The sequence below is a fragment of the Nocardia xishanensis NBRC 101358 genome, from assembly GCF_001613365.1.
Classification (GTDB): Bacteria; Actinomycetota; Actinomycetes; order Mycobacteriales; family Mycobacteriaceae; genus Nocardia; species Nocardia xishanensis.
Map to the genome: position 1 here is coordinate 146,039 of NZ_BDCF01000005.1, position 16,898 is coordinate 162,936.

Consider the following 16,898-nt stretch of genomic DNA (forward strand, 5'->3'; position numbering starts at 1 on the left):
ACCTCCCGGTTCGTTGTGCTGGTGCGGGAGAACCTAGGGCGGTGCGCGAGGCGCGGCGTCCGTCGATCGACGGACGCGGCCGGACGGCGAGTGTGCGTCGTCGTTGGCGACCGGCGGATGAGGTCGTAGTGACCGGCGTCATACTGTCGGAGTGGTTGCTGCACCCGATCGAGATCTGGACCCCGCTGTCGCGGTCCGAGTGCGAGACGCGATCAGGGCGGCCACGCCGGACCGATCGGGCCTGGGACGGGTGCTTTTCGAGCTGTCGCGAATCGTCGCCTATCAGCACGCCGCGTTGTCACGGTGGGACCCGGTCGCCGGAGTACACATCACCGCGGTCAGCGTCGGCTATCCGCAGGGCGCGCTCGAGATCACCAACACCTGCCTGCACACTCATCCTCTGTTCACCCGGCTCCGGCACGACCAGATACCGATGCGACTGTGCGAGGTACCGGCCGACGTGCGATACGGTCCGATCTTCGATCGAGTCATCGTTCCCCTCGGCTATCGAGAGGGCCTGACCCAACCGCTGTTCGCCGTCGACGGTCGCTATCTCGGCGTGCTCAACATGAGCACCACCGCGGACGCGCCGTTCCCCACGACGTCGGTGACCGCGCTCGCATTGCTGGCCGACGTGGTCGGCGCCGCCATCGATCCTTGCCGCGGCGTCGCGACGTCGGTCGATGAGGAGGAATCGGTAGTGATCGTCACCGCGAACGGGACCGTTCACCCGGTGACGGCGCCCGCCGCGGCGCACCCGCTCGTATCCGGCAGCGCCGGCGTCGAACTCGCGCGGGCGGTCGCCGCGTCCGGTCGACTCGGTGACCATCTGCTGCTCGACGGCGATGTCGTATACCGGACACGAATGCAGCCGGTGCACTCCGGCGGGACCTTGGTCGCCTATCGCCGCGTAGATCCGCCCGGCGGCCTCACCCCTCGTGAGCTCGAGGTGCTCGCGCTGCTCCCGCAAGGCAGCTCCAACGCCCGCATCGCCGCCGATCTGCGGGTCGAACCCTCCACCATCGCCACTCACATCGAACGCGTGCTGCGAAAACTCCGCGTCCCCAACCGAACCGTCGCCGCCGCCACCGCCGTGCGCTGGGGACTGACCGTCAACTCCCGCTCAGCAGAAGCCGGCGAGGTCACCCAGACCTGGTCGACGATGTGATGCAGGCCGTGCGACCACCGTTCATTCGGCGGCGTGCAGGGGCACTTGGGACAGTCCGCCCCAGCACAATTGGATCACGGCTTCGATGGCGTCGGATTTCGGAATCGCGCGGCCGGTGTCGAGCCAGTACAGCGCCGCGACTTGGCTCGCGCCGACCAGGCCCGCGGCCAAGAGGCGGGCCTGCTGTGGGTTCAGTGCGGAGTCGTGTGTCACCACTTCGCTGACCGCGTCCACGCAGGCGTCGGTCGCGCGGCCGATATGCCATTGCACCGCGGGTTCGCTGGTCGCGCTGGATTCGAACACCAAACGGAAGCCTTGTGTCTCGTGGTCGACGAAGTCGAAGTACGTCTGCACCGCGGCGCGCACGCGTTGCTTGTTGATCGCTGTCGAGGCCAGCGCTTGGCGCAGGCTTTCGGTCAGGGTTTCGATGTGGTCGAGCAGGACCGCGAGATACAGGTCCAGCTTTCCGGAGAACTGTTTGTACAGTATGGGTTTGGTGTACCCGGCGCGTTGCGCGATCTCGTCCATGGTGGTCGCGTGATAGCCGCGCGAGACGAAGACTTCGGTGGCGGCGGCGAGGGCGTATCGACGCCGGAAGTCGCGTGCGGCGAATCGATCCGGTGCTGTGAGCGCCGGATATTCATGGGACACGGGGTCTGCGGTCATGGCTATGGCCTCTCTGGCAATTGCTGGAGGTCGGTCAGTGCCTGTCGCAGGTGGCCTGCTAGGTCGCGGACATCGGGGAAAGCGTCGGGAGCGGCGAGGATGCCGAAGTCGAGGTGCCCGTCGTAGGACATGACGGTGATGTTGAGGCCGCCGGACAGCTCGGTGAGCAGGGAGACCGGGTAGCTGTGCTGGATGCGGATTCCATTGAGGTACAACGGCATCTGCGGTCCGGGAACGTTGGAGACGACGAGATCGACCAAGGGGAGGTTCGGCGCGGCGGCGCGGAGCAGGGCCCGGGTGGGTAGACCGTGTAGCAGTGGTGTGAGCAGGGATGTGGCTTTGTGCAGCAGTGTCGGCGGTTGGGTCTGGAATCGCCGCTTCGCGTCGAGGAGGTTGTTGTGCAGCAGTTTCAGTCGATGTTCGGGGTGGGATTCGGCGATCGGGAGTGCGGTGAGCATGAGGGAGAACTGATTTCCAGCCGTACCGAACTGCTCGGGTGTGCGTACGGATACTGGAATCGCGGCGACAAGTGGCTGGTCGGCGGCATGGTCGTGGTCGAGCAACCAGCGTCGTAGCGCCGAGGTGCACAACTCCATCACCACGTCGTTGACGGTGCCGTCGACGCGGTTCTTGATGTTCTTGACCTCGTCGAGGGGGAGTGAGGTGTAGGCGAGGCTGCGGGCGGTGGTGGTCGGTTTCTCGATCGGAACGCCGGGGCGCTTCGCGCGGAGGTCGCCGCGGGCCTGGACCAGGGCTGGACCGGCCTGTAGGAGAGACTGCGCGCGAACTGCCTGGCGACCGAGGATGTTCGGCAGACTGCGGGCGAGCATCTCGGTGATGGAGGGCCTACGGTTGCGGGAGATGCCGTCCGCGGGTGGCGGCGTCGGCTGGTGCTCGGGATGGAAGTCGAGGATGGCTGCCATGATTTCGGCGCCGGAGACACCATCGATCACCGCGTGGTGGATCTTGGTGTAGACGGCTTGGCGTCCGTCGGCGATCCCGGAAATCAGATCGCATTCCCACAGTGGTCGCGTGCGGTCGAGTGGTGCGGCGTGCCTGCGTGCCACATAGTCGGCGACCTGGTCGTCACCGGCGCCTTCGGATAGTCGCATGTGCCGCACGTGATAGCCGAGATCGATGTAGTCGCAGTCCTCCCAGTACGGCAGATCGAGCCCGAACGGGACCGTTCGCACCCTCCGGCGCAACGGCGCGATCAGGTGCAGGCGGTCTGCGAACAGCCGCCGCAGGGACATGACGTCCAGCGGACCGTTCGAGGCAGCGGCGGAGTCCAGGATGGTCACCGCACCGACATGCATTGGGGTCGAGCGTGTTTCGACGTCGAGCAGTTGCAGGTCGAGGGAGCTCAACTGGAGTGGTCGGCTCGGCTCGGGTGCGGCGGGGATGGTGACCGTTGCGGTCTGCGGGGGCATCGCGGTGTCCGTGGCGGCGTACAACGATTCGCCGGGCGTGGTGACGCGGAGGCCGATGCCACGCGGAGTACCGGCATCGGGCGCTGAGGAGTGCATGCTTCCCTCCCGGGGGTGACGGTGAATTTCGTGCGTCGCGGCACGGCGTGAGATGCGTTCGAATGGGGCTGTCGGCGGGCGTAATTCGACTCGGCTCCGAGAACGTGTGCGTCAGTCTAGTTTCAGTCGGCGGTATCCGCCGCCCGAGCCTGGGTCGTGCATTGTGTATTTCGAGTTAACAATTGGTGCGTGTAACTCTGTGTAAATATCTAGCTCTCGCGATCGGAGCCCTCCCTAGCAGGGGAATCGTGTCATACCACACCCACCGGCACCGTGCCGGCATTCGGTACTTGACATATCTCACAACCGAATACTGTGCAACTGTCCAAATTCCTTGAGGTCAGCCGCATTTCGGCGCAACCGTGCTGGACATCAACGCGGTTGTCTTCGGTGCGAAGAGTCGAACCAGGCTTCCGGTGATACCCGACGATTCGGCATCACCGCCTCATCGGCCGAATTCTGCTGCGCCGTAGATATATTTCCGTTGGTCGAGCGGCGCTTTACCGGCCGAGGGGTCCTGCGGGTCGTCGAGCCACGTGGGTCACCAGGGCCGGTCGAGCCCGGCTGGCCGCACCGTCACCGGCGGACGGCTCGGCCGCCGGACGGATCGACCAGCTCAGCCGGAAACCGTGACGTAGAAGCACGCTTCCGGGCACCTCCGTCCGAGCGAGCGGTGCTCTGCCATCGACGCGGCCCGAGGAAGTGCTTCATCAGCCCGGCTGAGCTGGGGGAATCGGGTAGTGGACTGCTCGCGTCGCAGCTCATGCCGGAACGTACGTTCGGCGCATGGGGTTGGCCGAACGATGCACCGTCTCGCCCGTGCCTGCGGGTGGCGATCACGTCGCCTCGGGTCTGGCCACCATCGAGCAGGTGGGACGCGGCAGGGTGTTCGCGAGCACCGCGGGCATCGTGGTGTTTCTCGTCGCCGTGCAGGCCACGATGGCGTTCCAGCTGGGCGACCGCACCGCGTCCGAATGTCATACGTCGGCGCTGCTCGGGTTGTTCGTCGGCGCGATGACGGCACTCGCCGCGCCGACGGCGACCTATCGGTACATGCTCACTTGTACTCGCCGCCGTTCGACTGAGACCGGCTGACGGCCTCGGCGCCCGGCTGTTCGGTCGGTCGCGGGGACCGTGGTCATCGGAGTCCGCACCTGTTTGGGACGATGGTCTCGTGTCGCAATCAGTGAACATGCGGACCGGCAAGCAGGCGCCGGCATTGACGCCTCGCGGCGAGCGGACTCGCACGAGGCTGATCGACGCCGCCGAGTCGGTCTTCGTGCGGCTCGGGTTCGTGGAAACCCGGGTCGCCGATATCGTCACCGAGGCCGGCGTCGCGCACGGGACCTTCTACGTCTACTTCGACTCCAAGGAAGCGATCTTTCAGGCGGTGGTGCTGAATCTCATCGCCGACATGCGCCAGAAGGTCCGTTCACGACTCGGCACCGAGCCACGCACCGCCGTCGAGGCGATCGAAGCGGCGGTGCGCGCCTACGTGCTCGCGTTCCGCGATCATGCCCGCCTGATGCTCATGTGGGGAGAGGTCGCCGGGCTCAACCCCGAGATCGACGAACTGCTCCAGGGCGAGATCGAACTGTTCATCGACCGGGCCACACAGATGATCATCCGGTTGCAGGAAAGCCGCTTCGCCGCAGTCGATGTCGACGCCGCCTATGCGGCGACGGCCCTGTGCAGCATGGTCCGCGAGTTCTGTGCCCAGTGGGCCAAGACCGACGCCGAGATCGACATCGACACGGCCGCGGCCACCCTGTCCACGCTGTGGGTGCGTGGCATCGGCCTGGTCCACGGCGCGCCGCGCGTGTGAACGAGGCGCGCGGTCATTCGCCGCGCAGCGATTCCCGGTCGATGGATCGCTTGAGAATCTTGCCCGTAGCGCCCTTCGGAAGGGCGTCCGTGAACTTGACGATCCGCGGAATCTTGTAGGCGGACAAGCGTTCCCGGGTCCAGCTGTCGATACCGCCGGCGTCCAACGTCGAATCCGGCGCGGTGACGATGACCGCGGCGACCTCCTCGCCGTAATGCGGATCGGGCACGCCGACCACCGCGGCCTCGATCACGTCGGGATGTTCGTAGAGGACCTCCTCCACCTCGCCCGGATACACGTTGTAGCCGCCGCGGATGATCAGATCTTTGACGCGGTCGACGATGCGCAGATCGCCGTCGTCGTCGAATTCGCCCAGGTCTCCTGTGCGGAACCAGCCGTCGGGGGAGAGCGCCTCGGCGGTGGCCTCCGGCCTGCCCCAGTAGCCCTTCATGACGGTGTCGCCCTGAATGAATACCTCGCCGATGTGGCCGGGCGGACACGCGTTCCCATCCTGGTCTCGGACCTCGACGCGCAGCCGAGGGACGGCGCGACCGGTGTAGCCGATCTTCGCGCCGCGGTCGAGATCGTTGAAGGTGCCGAACGCCGTGGTCTCGGTGAGCCCGTACCCCTCGAGGATCGTGCAGCCGAACAGCTTCTCGAACTTGCGCGCGATCTCTCCCGGCAAGGATGCGCCACCGGAGATGGCGGCCCGCAACTGCCGGAAATCGTCCGGGTCCGCGGCGGCGGCCGCGTGCAGCATGGCATTCCACATGGTCGGCACGCCGGCCATGATGGTCAGTCGATCGCGACGCAGCATCTCGAGCATCGCGACCGGATCGAATCGGCCGAGCAACGACAGCGATCCACCACCGGTGAAGCAGGGCATCATCACCGCGGACTGCCCGAACACGTGGAACAGGGGCAACCCGGTCCCGGTGCGATCGTCCGCTGTCCCGCGACTGAGAGCCGCGCCGATCTCGCCGCCTGCCAGCAAGTTTCCGACTGTGAGCTGTGCGCCTTTGGGACGGCCTGTGGTCCCCGAGGTGTAGAGGATGGCCGCGGTCTCCTCCGCGTCGCGGTCGACGCACGGGCCGGCGGGCGCGGCCACGCGCGCACCGTCGGTCAGCGACCAGAACGGTATGCCGATGTTCGCCGCGGCTTCCGCGACGGCCGGGCCGAGACCGTGCCAGCCGATGGCCAGCGAGCAGCCGGCATCGGTGAGGACGTATTCGACTTCGGCGCGGGTCGACATCGTATTCACCGGCACCACAACGCATCCCGCTGCCTGGATCCCCATGTACGCCGCGACGAACTCCGGCACCGACGGCGCGGCGAGCAGGGCTCGATCGCCCGCGCGCAGGCCCGCGGCCGTGAGCGCGCCCGCGTACCGCGTGCTCAGCGAGTACAGCTGCCGGTAGCTCCACTCGCCTCGCTCTGATCGCAGTGCGACGGCGTCGGGAGTGGCTTCGGCGTGACGGCGGACGGGGTCGACGACATTGACCATCGGCGGATCCTTCGAGACGAACTGGGCGGGGACCGCGGCCAGCGTATATGAATCTGACGTCAAGATTATCTTTTCGGCGGAACTGGTCCTCGCGATATCGATGAGCTGGCGTTCTACCGGCGAAATGGGAATGGATTGTGACCGACCGTCGTTCGGGGCCAGCGGAACCGGCGCACTCTGTTCAGTGGCGTGCGATGAGGGCAGGTTCGACGCGGGCTGCGGTAGTGCTACTCGAAAAGTGTGATTGACATTACTCCGGCGCTCCTCCACACTGGGCGCACTCACATGAATCTGACGTCAAGTTTGTTTTTTGGCGCGTCTGTGGGTGATCTATCCAGCTCGAGGAGTATGCGCATGACCGCACCACTGGAACCGGTAGGCCCCGCCACCGAAGAAGCACCGACACCAGGGCAGGAACGGAGTCGCGGGCATCGCAGACTGCTCGGCGCAGGCCTCGTCGGCAGCTCGATCGAGTGGTACGACTTCTTCCTGTACGGGACAGCCGCCGCACTGGTCTTTCCGAAGGTGTTCTTCCCGGACAGCTCGGCGCTGATGGGTACGTTGCTCTCGTTCAGCACGTTCTGGGCGGGATTCGTGGCCCGCCCGCTCGGCGGGGTGCTGGCCGGGCACTTCGGCGACAAGTACGGCCGCAAGCCCGCCGTGGTCGTCTGCCTGCTCGCGATGGGTCTCGCGACCTTCCTCATCGGCTGCCTGCCCGGTGCGAAGTCCATCGGCGTCGCCGCACCGATACTGCTGGTCGCGATGCGCTTCGTGCAGGGTATGGCGTGTGGCGGGCAGTGGGGTGGGATCGTGCTGCTGCTCACCGAATCCGCGAGTCCCAAAAAGCGTGGATTCGCAGGTACTTTCGGGCAGATGGGTGTCCCGCTCGGCGTGATCCTCGGAAACCTGGTGTTCCTCGTCGCGACCTCGACCCTTTCGAACGAGGCGTTTCTGAGCTGGGGTTGGCGGGTGCCGTTCTTCTGTAGCGCACTGCTGTTCCCTGTCGTGCTCTACATCCAGACCAAGGTCGAGGACACGCCCGAGTTCCATGCGCTGCAAGAGGAAGTAGCGAGCAAGCGCGCCGAGCAGGTCGTCGCCGCACCGCTGTCGGAGGCGATTCGGATGCACTGGCGCAAGATCCTGCTCGGCTGCGGTCTGCTCGCCGCCACCAACACCTCCTTCTACATCAGTATCGCGGGCGTGCTCAGCTACGGAACCCACGAGCTCGGCATGAAGCGCAACGACATACTGTCCGTATCGCTGGTGGCCTCACTGATCGGTTGCGCGGTGATCCTGTGGTCGGGCGCCAGATCGGACCGGGTCGGACGTCGGCCAATGATTCTCTTCGGCGGCATCGGTCTGGTGGTCTGGGCCTTCCCGTACTTCTGGCTGGTCGATACCGCGAAACTTCCGCTGTTCGCTGTCGCCATCACGGTGGGCACGATCTTCCAGTCGATGACGTACGGTCCGCTGGCCGCTTTCATGGGCGAGTTGTTCGAGCCCCGGTTGCGCTACTCGGGTGCGTCACTGGCGTATCAGCTGGCCGCGATCACCGTCAGCGGCGGCACCCCGTTCATCATGACCGCGTTGATCGCGAATACCGGTACCACCGTGCTCGTTTCGGCGTATCTCGCGCTGATGGGGCTGGTCACCGTCTTCAGTGCCTGGGTGCTGCGGGAAACCAATCCCGCCGAGGTACGCGCGGACGCAACCGCTGTGCCCGGCGAACATCTGTACAGCTGAACCGGATTCGGCGGCACCGGTCTCCGGACCGGTGCCGCTGTGCGTCTTCCCTGAGCAGCGCTTCACCTGGATCGCCCGTGGGCGCGGCATTTCAGCGGCCAGAACCGGCATCGGGATCGAGCCTGCGTTCGATCAGTTGTGGAAACCGTGTCGTTTCCTAGGGTTTCGCGTGTGCGCGATCGCGGACGCGGTGGCCGCGATCGTCCGGTCTCCGTCGTCGGCCAGCTCGGCGAGGGCCTCCAGCGCCGCAGCGCCGGGAATCTCGGCGAGCGCCTGCGTGATCCGCAAACGCGTCGGGACGTCATCGGTGTTCTCCAGTGCGTCCTGCATGGCCCGGACGATGTCGTCGGTAGAGGGCGCTACCTCCGCCAGCAACCCCAGCACCTCGGCAGCCTCGACATCGGACCGCCCGTCGACGACCATTTCGAGGAGGGCAGGCACCACCTCTGCGACACGCCGAGAGCCGAGCGCCAGGGCAGCGCGATCTCGCACTATCACGTCGCCGTCGTCGAGCGCCCTTCTCAGCAGCGCCGTCGCTTCTTCCGTCGGCACGGCCGCTATCGCGACAGCCGCACGGCGCCGGACCTCGACCACCCGCGAATCCAAACCGACGGCCAGATCCGTCAACCCCTCACCCGCTGCCCGCGCCAACGACCACCGCAGCGCGCCGGCGACATTCGGGTCGTCCTCCGACAGCGCAGCCTCGACCAGCGCTTCGACGGGCAGCGCCGCGCCCTCGTTCTGTGCCAGTACCGCTTGTTGACGGTGGGCCCCTGACTCCGATTCGAGCGCGCGCATCAACGTGACGATGCTCATGACATCACCCCACCGCGCGGGCGCGGCCGCGTCGACGCGCTCGAGCTTCCTCAGCAGTTCCTCCTCGGCGGCGATCCGTGCTCGTGTATGCCGGATGAGCTCTCCCACCAGTTCGGCGGGCGCGAAGGCGGGCTCGTCCAGCGCCCGCTTGGCTTCGTTCAGCGACAACCCCAGGGTCCTGAGGCACTCGACATGGAAGAGGCGACGGATGTCGTCGGCGGAATACTCGCGGTAGCCGCCGGATGTGCGTCCGGTCGGTTTCACCAGCCCCAGCGCGTCGTAGTGGCGCAGCATGCGAGTGCTGACACCGGAGCGCTGCGAGACCTCGCCGATCAACATCCGTCATCTTCCTTTTATGCGTCGAGCCCGGTCACGGCGACGCGCTTGGCCATCTCGAGCGAGAGGGTGAACCCGCTGTCGGGATCGCGACGCAGACGCTCGGTGGCCTCGGCGTGAGCGCGAACGCGTGGATCAGGACTTGCCATGGCGGCAACCAGAACCGGTGCGGCGGCCTCGCCGAGTGCCGCCAGCGCACGGCTCAGGCTGAGCTGCATATGGTAGTCACCCCGTCCGAGCGCCGTCGCCATATCGGCGGCGAGCGCACCCTCCTCGCCGAGCGGAACGAGCACCACGGCGGCCCGCCACGCGCTGAGCGCGACCTCGTCGTGCTCGTCGTGCAGCAGTGCCGATACCGCGGGCCAGGCGGTCCGGTCGCCGATCTTGGACAGCGTGTGCAGCGCCTGACTGCGGGCCTGCGTCGTGTCGGACCCGAGCTCGTCGAGCAGCCGCGGCACCGTGATCTCGGCAGACAACCGGCACAGCGCCCAGGTCAGCATGTCCCGGACGAAGAAATCCGGTTCGACGGCGCACCGGGCGACGAGGGTCTCGGCGAGACGCGGATCGCCCAGTGTACCCGCCGAGAGTGCCGCCCGTAGCCGAGTCGACGAATCGGCACCGGCAAGAGCGTCGACGAGGCGAGCTTCCGGCTCGCCGCGGTTGGTTGTGTTCACGACAACCACCTCCTTCGCCGACCATTCGAGTCCTTGTCACTGTGTCAAGGTCAAGTCGTGGAGTCACGGCCGTGCCACGACGGAATGGGGGAGCGAAACCTACGGCGTCGGTGGTGAATCGGCACCTGCCGCGTCGAGCGCCGGTGCACTCCCAGAGAGGGGCGGCTCCCGGTGCGCTGGCACGCTGTTGGCACACTGGCAGTGCTCGCCGCTCAGCGTGGAGCGGGAAACTGCTTCTGACCTGGATCGACGGAACCAGGTCGGCGAGCAATTACTGAGAGGTAAGGAAAGTATGGGAAGCACCGTTCTCGACATTGTCGCCCTGATCACCAACCGCGCCGCGGCCTTCTGGAACTGGCTGGCCACCGGCTCGGCGGGTTTTCCCCCGCTGTGATTCGGCGCTGATCGAGTTCGATAGCCCCTGGCCTCCGCGGCCGGGGGTTTTCCTTTGCACGGGTGCGGTCTACGCTTCGCGCGGCTCGACCCAGAGCGCTTCGGAGACCGCGCACAGTTCGCCGTCGGCGGTCGACAGGGCCACGCCCACGGTGTATTTGCGACCGTCCTGCCCGATCGGCCAGGCGTGCGCGATGTGCGGTTCGCCCGCTCGGACCGACCGCAGCAACGTCGCGGTGAGTGCGGCGGTGACCGCGCCGCGGCGCATGCCGGACAGCAGGAATCCCGCGTGGCCACCGGGGCAGTCGAGCGCGGCCCACACGTTCTCGGTGGTGACGATGCCGTCCGCCGCGCCCAGCGCCGGGTCTGGGATCCACGCGGCGGCGACGAGGTCACGGCCGGGCAGCGCCCACGGGAACAAGCGCAGGCCCCGGCCAGGCTCGCACGCCGCGCCGCAGCCATAGCAACTGGTGATGGGACGTTCGCCCGACGAAAGGACGCCCGCCGTGAGCGCCTCGGTCTCGGCCCAGCTCGGCGCGGGCGGAACATCGAGAGACAGCGTCGCCGCGCCGATTTCGGCGAGGATCTGCCCCTGCGCGTCGGTGAGGGCGGTGCCGTTCACGGCGGCGCCCGCCAGCGCGAGCGGTGTGCCGACCGGCACCTTGGCGCGGAAATCGACCCGCGCCGTCAGTGCGGGGCAGCGGGTCGCGAGCACGCCGGCGACGAAGCCGCCGAAGGCAACGCTCGGATAGCCGTGGACGTGCTCGGGAAAGGTGATCTCCTCGACCTGAATCATCTACCGCACCAAACCCTCTCCCGGCCGCAGCCATCCCATCGGCACCGACGATACCGGCGGGTCCGGACCGCGCCGACAGCGGCCGGGGCGATCACTGCGGCAGCAGCTCACCCCCGAGCTGGGTCAGCAGCAGGCTCATCACCCCGACCTCTTGGCCCTGCGACTGCACCATCGATCGCGCCGCCTCCTCGACCGGTCCGCCGGCGAGCTGCCGGTCGGCGGCCGTCGCCATCGCGATCCCGCCCTGATGGTGGCGAATCATGAGTTGCAGGAAAAGGATCTCGGCGTCGCGGCCATGCGCCGCGGCCAGCGCGTCGAGCTCGGCCGTGCTCGCCATGCCCGGCATCGGAGTGTCCGGCTCGTGCGCCGAATGCCGATGCGCCGCAGCGGAATCGGTCATCCACGCCATCGCGCGCGTCGACAGGGGCGACGCGTCGGCCAAGCGTAACCAGCCCAGCATCATGCCGATCTCGATCCGCTGGGTGTCGGCCAGCTGCTCGGCGACCCGCCGGACGGTCGGCGCCGCTTGCGGATCGAGGCGCTGGGTCATCAGCAGCGCCTGCTGGTGATGGGCCGTCATATCCTGGGCGAAGCCGACCTCGACCGTGTCGAGAACCGGTGCGGTCGTGTGTTTCTGGGGCAGCACCAGCGGCCGCAGCGCCGCCCCGAGCGCCAGCAGGAGCAGAGCGACCGAGGCGAACGCGGCGAACCGCGCGCCACGCGACGTTTTCACGATCCGACGATCGAACGCTGGTCCGCGGGAGGGGAGTACACCGCGTCGTCCAGCCGCAACACCATGAACCCGTTGTCCGAACACGCGACATAGAGCTCGTTGCCGCGCCATTCGGGCGGGGAGAAGCACCAGTCGGTGGAGACGTCGCCGAAGGCGAGCCGTCCGGTGCGCGGGGTGAGCGCGTCGGCCGGGTTGAACTGTCCCTCCAGCACCGCGCGCGCCGCGGGCGGTGCGCTCATCAGCGGTACGCCGATGATCGAGGCAAGCGCGTGCGGGGAGTTCCAGAGTTCGAGATTGCGTCCGGTGCGCGCGGGCGGGTTGAAGTAGGCGATCTCGCGCACCGCGAACGGATCGCGTACGTCGAAGACCCGTATGCCGGAGGAGGTCCAGCCGCAGGCGAGCGCCGTGGGATCGTCCTGCCGGTCGGCGGCGCAGTAGTGCGATTCGTAGGCGAAGGCCGAACCGCCCATCGAGGAGCCGATATTGGCGTCGATGTGCTGGGGCAGGTTGATTTCCAGCTTCAGCTTGTTGGCCACCTTCGGGGCGCTGTCGTTCGAGACGTCGATCAGTTTCACGCCGCCGGAACCGCCCTCGTCGACGGTGAACAGGTACGGCTTGCCGTCGTAGCTGACGGGAATGCTGTGCTGGGTCGCCCAGCCGTCGGTCCAGAAGGTGCGGCCGAGGTGGTGCACCTGGGGGTTCGGATCGCGGCGCTGCACCGCGCTGATGTCGAGCACGGTGAAACCGCCGAGCGCGGACAGATACATGCGATTGCCATCGGGGCTGATGCCGAAGCCGTGCGCCTCGATGCCGGTGAGGCCCTGCCAGACGACGCGCGGGTTCGACGGGTCGGTGAGGTCGACCGCGCTGACGAAACCGGGGGCGATGCCGGAGGCCCAGTAGGTGCGGCCGTCGGGGGAGAAGCCACCTTCGTGTGTCGTGATCGGGAGGGGCATAAGCAGATTGGTGCCGGGGCCCGGGTTGAGCAGACGCGGGTGCGCACAATCGGAGATGTCGTAGACGGACAGGTAACCCACGCCGGTGCCGACCGGGACGCCGGTGCCGACCAGCAGCTTGCGCTCGGCATTGACCTTCAGGCTCTCCCAGGTGCCCGCGAGCATGGCGGGTTCGGTGAGGGTGACCGTGGGGCGCGGATCGGCCGGATCGGAGACGTCGAGCACCTGGACGCCTCGGCCTTCGCTGATCAGGTCACCCGGGAAGAACGAGCCCATGTAGGCGCAGTGTTCGAAGCTGGTGGAAGTGATACTCGCTCCGCGCCCGGCGAATTGGCCGACCATCGACATATTGCACCGGTAGCCCTGCGTGCTGCGTCCGCTGTCGCGATCGGCGGCGGGCACGTCGCCCTGGAGACCGGGTTCCGGCATCGAGTCCGGTCCGCAGTCCGCGCGAGGCACCGATTTTCGTCCGACATCCAGGAATTCCTGGACGGCGGTGGCGATGTCGGATTGCAGATCGGCCGAGGCGCTGCCAGGCACCATCATCGCGCTGATCACCGCCGCGGTGAGCAGCGCGACCGCTCTGCTGCGGCGCAATCGTGACAGAGAGTGCATCATTGCGACCCCCCACTTCCTTGTTCGCGGTCATGACGCGCCTCTGACTGGGACAGTGACGCGACCTGACTGAATGGTAGTAACGGGGAGTAACTTGCGGAACCGGTTCTGGAGAAATCCCAAATGTTCGGTTTGTTGCTTGTGTTTCCTCGCGGATCGCTGTGTGGGCCGATTCCAGCGGGGTTCGTCCTGCGCAGACGGCTGTCCGAATCGGACGCGGAGGGGGTTGCTGCTGGTCCCTTCGGTGCCCGAGCTGAGAAATGTGGCTGGACGCAGAGAGTGTGCGAGTCTCGCTCTGGCTGCGGCAGAAGGCGTTGATCGTTACCGTTGGTCTTGTCTGCTGGGACAGCACTGGCGTCCAGGGGGCTATCCGCTTAGTCGTCCGAGGGAAGCAGAACGCCGCCTTCTTGTGCGCTGAGACAAGCTCGCGGGTGACGACGCTCCTCACCCATGTGTCATAGGAAGCTTCTCGGTGCGGGCGAACAACAGGGAGATCGACGAGTCGGTCGTAGTAACGCCCCAACCTCTCCGGATCCCCGATCTCGCGCCTCGTCCGACCGGAGCGGAAAGTAGCCTCCGCGCATGCATGCCGATATCGAGGGCGCGATTCGGGTCGCCCGTCTCGCCGCGGAGTTCGACTGGTCCGGGAAGGTCGACGACGTCGAACCGTTCTGCGCCGCGAGTGGATGGGAAATCGTTGAAAAGGAAGGCAGGAGTCCCGTGATCCCCACCGATCTCGCCGTGAACCGGCCCCTTGCCACCATCAACTTGCGGAAGCGGCGGATGGATTACCTGTCGATCTATGTCACCGACGCCGCCGCTCCCGACTCCATACCCCTCGAAGACGAGCCTGAGTTGGAAGCTTGCTTCGCCGATCTGGGCCGAGCGTTGACCGAAACGTTGGGTGCACCAACACGTCACGACGTCGACAAGGTGCTCCGGTGGGACCTCTCCGAGATCGTCATCCGATTGAGGAGGGGCATCGGCTCGGTTCGCCTCGACCTGGTCGGCCGCCAGTATCAGGCCGAACTGGATGAGCCTGACCCCGAGGACGACGACTGACCGCCAGGACGTCGGTAGGTCGAGAAGACCGTCTGCGACAACCATGTTCGCCTCGCGTCTACGCCCCCGATGTCGGCTGAGCGCGTCACTCGAGCGGTGTGACCCGCTCGGCTGTCCTGCGCAGAGGGAATGCCGGGCTGGTTCGCGCTCGTCGATCGCCTTGCCGACGCTCGACTGCGCGGAGGTTTTCGCGTTCAGACGACAGGACGCGCCGGTTGAGTGCGGGGGCGCTGCCGCGTGCAGATCTCGATCACCGAGGCGGTCGATCAAGGCACACCGGCGATTCTGGGTACAGCTATCCGAAGCGATTGTCTTGGTGCGACGGCGCCACCGATGGTCGCCCAGGCGGGAGTGGAAACGGCGGACAGCTACCGCGCGGGCGGTCAGAGACAATGTGCTGTCGCTCTGACCGCCCGCAGGCAAGATCTCAGACGCACCACGTCTCGGTGGTGCCCCAGGAGCCCCAGATGACTCCCTTTACGCACTTGACCGGTGAATAGATCATCTTCGACCAGGCCTGTGAGCCGTTGTTGGTGCTATAGCCCTGGGTGTAGCCGCCTTCCTGGACTGCTTTGATCTGGGAGCTGACAATGTTGGAGCGTGCCCAGTTGGTCTGGCAGGTCGGGGACCATCGGATCTCGACGTACTGGGTGCCCCCAGTTCCATAGACGTTGCCGACGGCGACGGTGTAGGCACCGGCGGCACAGCCGGAGGCAAGGGGGTCTTGCCCGGAGCAGTAGTCGCCGTAGCAGGTGACCGCGTTGGAGGTCGGTGCGTTGGCCACGAGTCCGCCGAGCGCGAGAACTGCGGCCGTCGACAGCAGCGCCAGGCCGCGGCCGAACTTCATCACGGAATGGATTGTCATGTCTCTCATTGCTTTCGATCGGTGGGTCGGTTGGACGATCACCAGTGCAGTGCAGTCCGCATCCATCCAAAATGGTGGTTGGGCAGGTTGGATGAGGGAGCGGCGGGTTCGAGAGGGCAACCGAAACACTTGGGGGTGGAATCGTGAGCGAGCACGAAGCATCGGAAGCCGATCGGACGAGCGATTCGGTCGCGGCATTCGCTGCTGATTTGAAGGCGCTCAAGCAGCAGCACCCCAAGGTGTCCTACGAGATGATGGAGCGCCACCTTCGGAGGCGGAGGATCGAGGTGGGGCGGAGCACGCTCAACAACGCGATCAAGCCGAATTCCTTGGCTACCGAGCGCACCGTCCGCGCTTTCGTGTTGGCCCTGACCGACGATGAAGCCGCAGCAGCCCGTTGGGTGGCACGCCGTAACCGCCTCGCCCCGCCGGAGAAGTCCGAGAATCTCGCCGACCACCCGCCCGCGCCGCCGCGGCGTGCTGTCAGTTCGAACAGACTGTGGCAGATGGCTACCGCGGTTGTGGTGCTGGTCGCAACCAATCTCGCCACCGCTGTTGGCGTACGGTCCTGTGGACAGGATCCTGTAGCGGAGCAAACCGTGCGACCTACCGACAGCCTGCCACTCGTGCAGACTGGCGCGGACCCGGGTAAAACTCACTGCCGCTTCGACGCCAAGGTAGCGGCCGGAAACAACGCCAAACCCCAAATGCTCCTCGAGATCTTGTTCTCCCACACATGCGACGCGGCATGGGCCCGCATCACGCGCTATGACAACGCAGGCCTGGGCAACCGGTTGGAGGTCTCGATCTACCGCCGCTCCGATCCGCACGGACCGACACGCCAGGACGCTGTGGAACCCGACGTCGACTCTGCTTACACCACCCTCATCGTGCGCGTCGACCCGACCGACCGGCTGTGCGCCACCGGGGCGGTGGCCACTGGTGCCCAGGTCGAACATGTCTCCCAGGAAATCTGCACCTGACCACCCCGGTTCGGCTGGGCGCAGGCGCGAAACGAAATTTGCTTGCACAGCCGCACAAGCAGCCCGCTTACCGACGCCGTTATCGACCCGGCGTATGCGACTGGCGCTCGGCGAAGTCAACTGCGATGGGATGAGTGTCAGCCCAGGAGGGCGATGGAGGTCAGCCATACCGAGAACCCGTCAGTATTCCCGTGGCTGGTTGGACAGGTGATCTGTGACGGTATTCGTCGGTGGATC

15 protein-coding genes are annotated in these 16,898 nt (G+C 66.5%); 6 read left to right on the forward strand and 9 right to left on the reverse strand.

All coding sequences use genetic code 11. From position 1 onward, the window contains the following. The first annotated feature begins 151 nt into the window (after positions 1 to 151). Positions 152 to 1,168 (forward strand): helix-turn-helix transcriptional regulator, encoded by a 1,017-nt coding sequence (locus tag NX1_RS06025; RefSeq protein ID WP_157119562.1) that lies wholly within the window; start codon positions 152 to 154, stop codon positions 1,166 to 1,168. A 21-nt stretch (positions 1,169 to 1,189) separates the two neighbouring features. Here the strand turns inward: NX1_RS06025 and NX1_RS06030 are convergent, their stop codons facing one another. Both NX1_RS06030 and NX1_RS06035 read right to left on the reverse strand, forming a co-directional pair. Then, positions 1,190 to 1,834, reverse strand: a complete 645-nt coding sequence (locus NX1_RS06030) for a TetR/AcrR family transcriptional regulator (RefSeq protein ID WP_084501067.1) — start codon at positions 1,832 to 1,834, stop codon at positions 1,190 to 1,192. Positions 1,835 to 1,836: 2 nt separating this feature from the next. Continuing rightward, positions 1,837 to 3,360: a wax ester/triacylglycerol synthase family O-acyltransferase gene (locus tag NX1_RS06035; RefSeq protein WP_084501069.1), complete on the reverse strand. Its 1,524-nt coding sequence runs from the start codon at positions 3,358 to 3,360 to the stop codon at positions 1,837 to 1,839. Between the two features lie 786 nt (positions 3,361 to 4,146). Between NX1_RS06035 and NX1_RS06040 the strand changes: the two genes are divergently transcribed. Further along, on the forward strand, positions 4,147 to 4,455 hold the full coding sequence (locus NX1_RS06040) for a hypothetical protein (protein WP_068055028.1): 309 nt from the start codon (positions 4,147 to 4,149) through the stop codon (positions 4,453 to 4,455). 79 nt (positions 4,456 to 4,534) lie between these two features. Beyond that, complete coding sequence (locus NX1_RS06045) at positions 4,535 to 5,185, forward strand: TetR/AcrR family transcriptional regulator (protein WP_084501071.1); 651 nt, start codon at positions 4,535 to 4,537, stop codon at positions 5,183 to 5,185. 13 nt (positions 5,186 to 5,198) lie between these two features. Here the strand turns inward: NX1_RS06045 and NX1_RS06050 are convergent, their stop codons facing one another. Next, positions 5,199 to 6,689 carry a class I adenylate-forming enzyme family protein gene (locus NX1_RS06050; RefSeq protein ID WP_068055274.1) on the reverse strand — a complete coding sequence of 497 codons (1,491 nt, stop codon included), beginning with the start codon at positions 6,687 to 6,689 and terminating at the stop codon, positions 5,199 to 5,201. A gap of 354 nt (positions 6,690 to 7,043) precedes the next feature. Here NX1_RS06050 and NX1_RS06055 point away from each other — a divergent pair, with 354 nt between their 5' ends. Then, complete coding sequence (locus tag NX1_RS06055; protein WP_068055031.1) at positions 7,044 to 8,432, forward strand: MFS transporter; 1,389 nt, start codon at positions 7,044 to 7,046, stop codon at positions 8,430 to 8,432. Between the two features lie 132 nt (positions 8,433 to 8,564). Here the strand turns inward: NX1_RS06055 and NX1_RS06060 are convergent, their stop codons facing one another. The 5 genes from NX1_RS06060 to NX1_RS06080 all read right to left on the reverse strand — a co-directional run bounded on the left by NX1_RS06060 (position 8,565) and on the right by NX1_RS06080 (position 13,751). Continuing rightward, complete coding sequence (locus tag NX1_RS06060; protein WP_068055033.1) at positions 8,565 to 9,587, reverse strand: MerR family transcriptional regulator; 1,023 nt, start codon at positions 9,585 to 9,587, stop codon at positions 8,565 to 8,567. Between the two features lie 14 nt (positions 9,588 to 9,601). Beyond that, complete coding sequence (locus NX1_RS06065) at positions 9,602 to 10,267, reverse strand: HEAT repeat domain-containing protein (protein WP_174555456.1); 666 nt, start codon at positions 10,265 to 10,267, stop codon at positions 9,602 to 9,604. Positions 10,268 to 10,721: 454 nt separating this feature from the next. After that, entirely contained in the window at positions 10,722 to 11,447 is a 726-nt protein-coding gene (locus NX1_RS06070; RefSeq protein WP_068055051.1) for a PaaI family thioesterase, read from the reverse strand. A gap of 91 nt (positions 11,448 to 11,538) precedes the next feature. Next, positions 11,539 to 12,180, reverse strand: coding sequence for a DUF305 domain-containing protein (locus NX1_RS06075; protein WP_068055054.1), 642 nt, complete (start codon positions 12,178 to 12,180; stop codon positions 11,539 to 11,541). Beyond that, positions 12,177 to 13,751, reverse strand: coding sequence for an LVIVD repeat-containing protein (locus tag NX1_RS06080; protein ID WP_068055277.1), 1,575 nt, complete (start codon positions 13,749 to 13,751; stop codon positions 12,177 to 12,179). Before NX1_RS06080 ends, NX1_RS06075 begins: the two co-directional genes overlap by 4 nt. Before the next feature lie 582 nt (positions 13,752 to 14,333). On the opposite strand from NX1_RS06080, the gene NX1_RS06090 reads away from it, so the two are divergent. Further along, on the forward strand, positions 14,334 to 14,813 hold the full coding sequence (locus NX1_RS06090) for a DUF6301 family protein (RefSeq protein ID WP_068055060.1): 480 nt from the start codon (positions 14,334 to 14,336) through the stop codon (positions 14,811 to 14,813). Positions 14,814 to 15,240: 427 nt separating this feature from the next. Here the strand turns inward: NX1_RS06090 and NX1_RS06095 are convergent, their stop codons facing one another. Further along, positions 15,241 to 15,678, reverse strand: a complete 438-nt coding sequence (locus NX1_RS06095) for a DUF2690 domain-containing protein (RefSeq protein ID WP_068055071.1) — start codon at positions 15,676 to 15,678, stop codon at positions 15,241 to 15,243. A 143-nt stretch (positions 15,679 to 15,821) separates the two neighbouring features. On the opposite strand from NX1_RS06095, the gene NX1_RS06100 reads away from it, so the two are divergent. Further along, on the forward strand, positions 15,822 to 16,661 hold the full coding sequence (locus NX1_RS06100; RefSeq protein WP_068055075.1) for a DUF2690 domain-containing protein: 840 nt from the start codon (positions 15,822 to 15,824) through the stop codon (positions 16,659 to 16,661). Positions 16,662 to 16,898 lie beyond the last annotated feature (237 nt).

What these genes read in the sequence shown, in the direction of transcription:
- NX1_RS06095 (WP_068055071.1), bottom strand. Translation starts at nt 15,678, where the DNA reads ATGACAATCCATTCCGTGATGAAGTTCGGCCGCGGCCTGGCGCTGCTG.
- NX1_RS06060 (WP_068055033.1), bottom strand. Translation starts at nt 9,587, where the DNA reads ATGTTGATCGGCGAGGTCTCGCAGCGCTCCGGTGTCAGCACTCGCATG.
- NX1_RS06055 (WP_068055031.1), top strand. Translation starts at nt 7,044, where the DNA reads ATGACCGCACCACTGGAACCGGTAGGCCCCGCCACCGAAGAAGCACCG.
- NX1_RS06030 (WP_084501067.1), bottom strand. Translation starts at nt 1,834, where the DNA reads ATGACCGCAGACCCCGTGTCCCATGAATATCCGGCGCTCACAGCACCG.
- NX1_RS06040 (WP_068055028.1), top strand. Translation starts at nt 4,147, where the DNA reads ATGGGGTTGGCCGAACGATGCACCGTCTCGCCCGTGCCTGCGGGTGGC.
- NX1_RS06050 (WP_068055274.1), bottom strand. Translation starts at nt 6,689, where the DNA reads ATGGTCAATGTCGTCGACCCCGTCCGCCGTCACGCCGAAGCCACTCCC.
- NX1_RS06080 (WP_068055277.1), bottom strand. Translation starts at nt 13,751, where the DNA reads ATGCACTCTCTGTCACGATTGCGCCGCAGCAGAGCGGTCGCGCTGCTC.
- NX1_RS06090 (WP_068055060.1), top strand. Translation starts at nt 14,334, where the DNA reads ATGCATGCCGATATCGAGGGCGCGATTCGGGTCGCCCGTCTCGCCGCG.
- NX1_RS06070 (WP_068055051.1), bottom strand. Translation starts at nt 11,447, where the DNA reads ATGATTCAGGTCGAGGAGATCACCTTTCCCGAGCACGTCCACGGCTAT.
- NX1_RS06035 (WP_084501069.1), bottom strand. Translation starts at nt 3,360, where the DNA reads ATGCACTCCTCAGCGCCCGATGCCGGTACTCCGCGTGGCATCGGCCTC.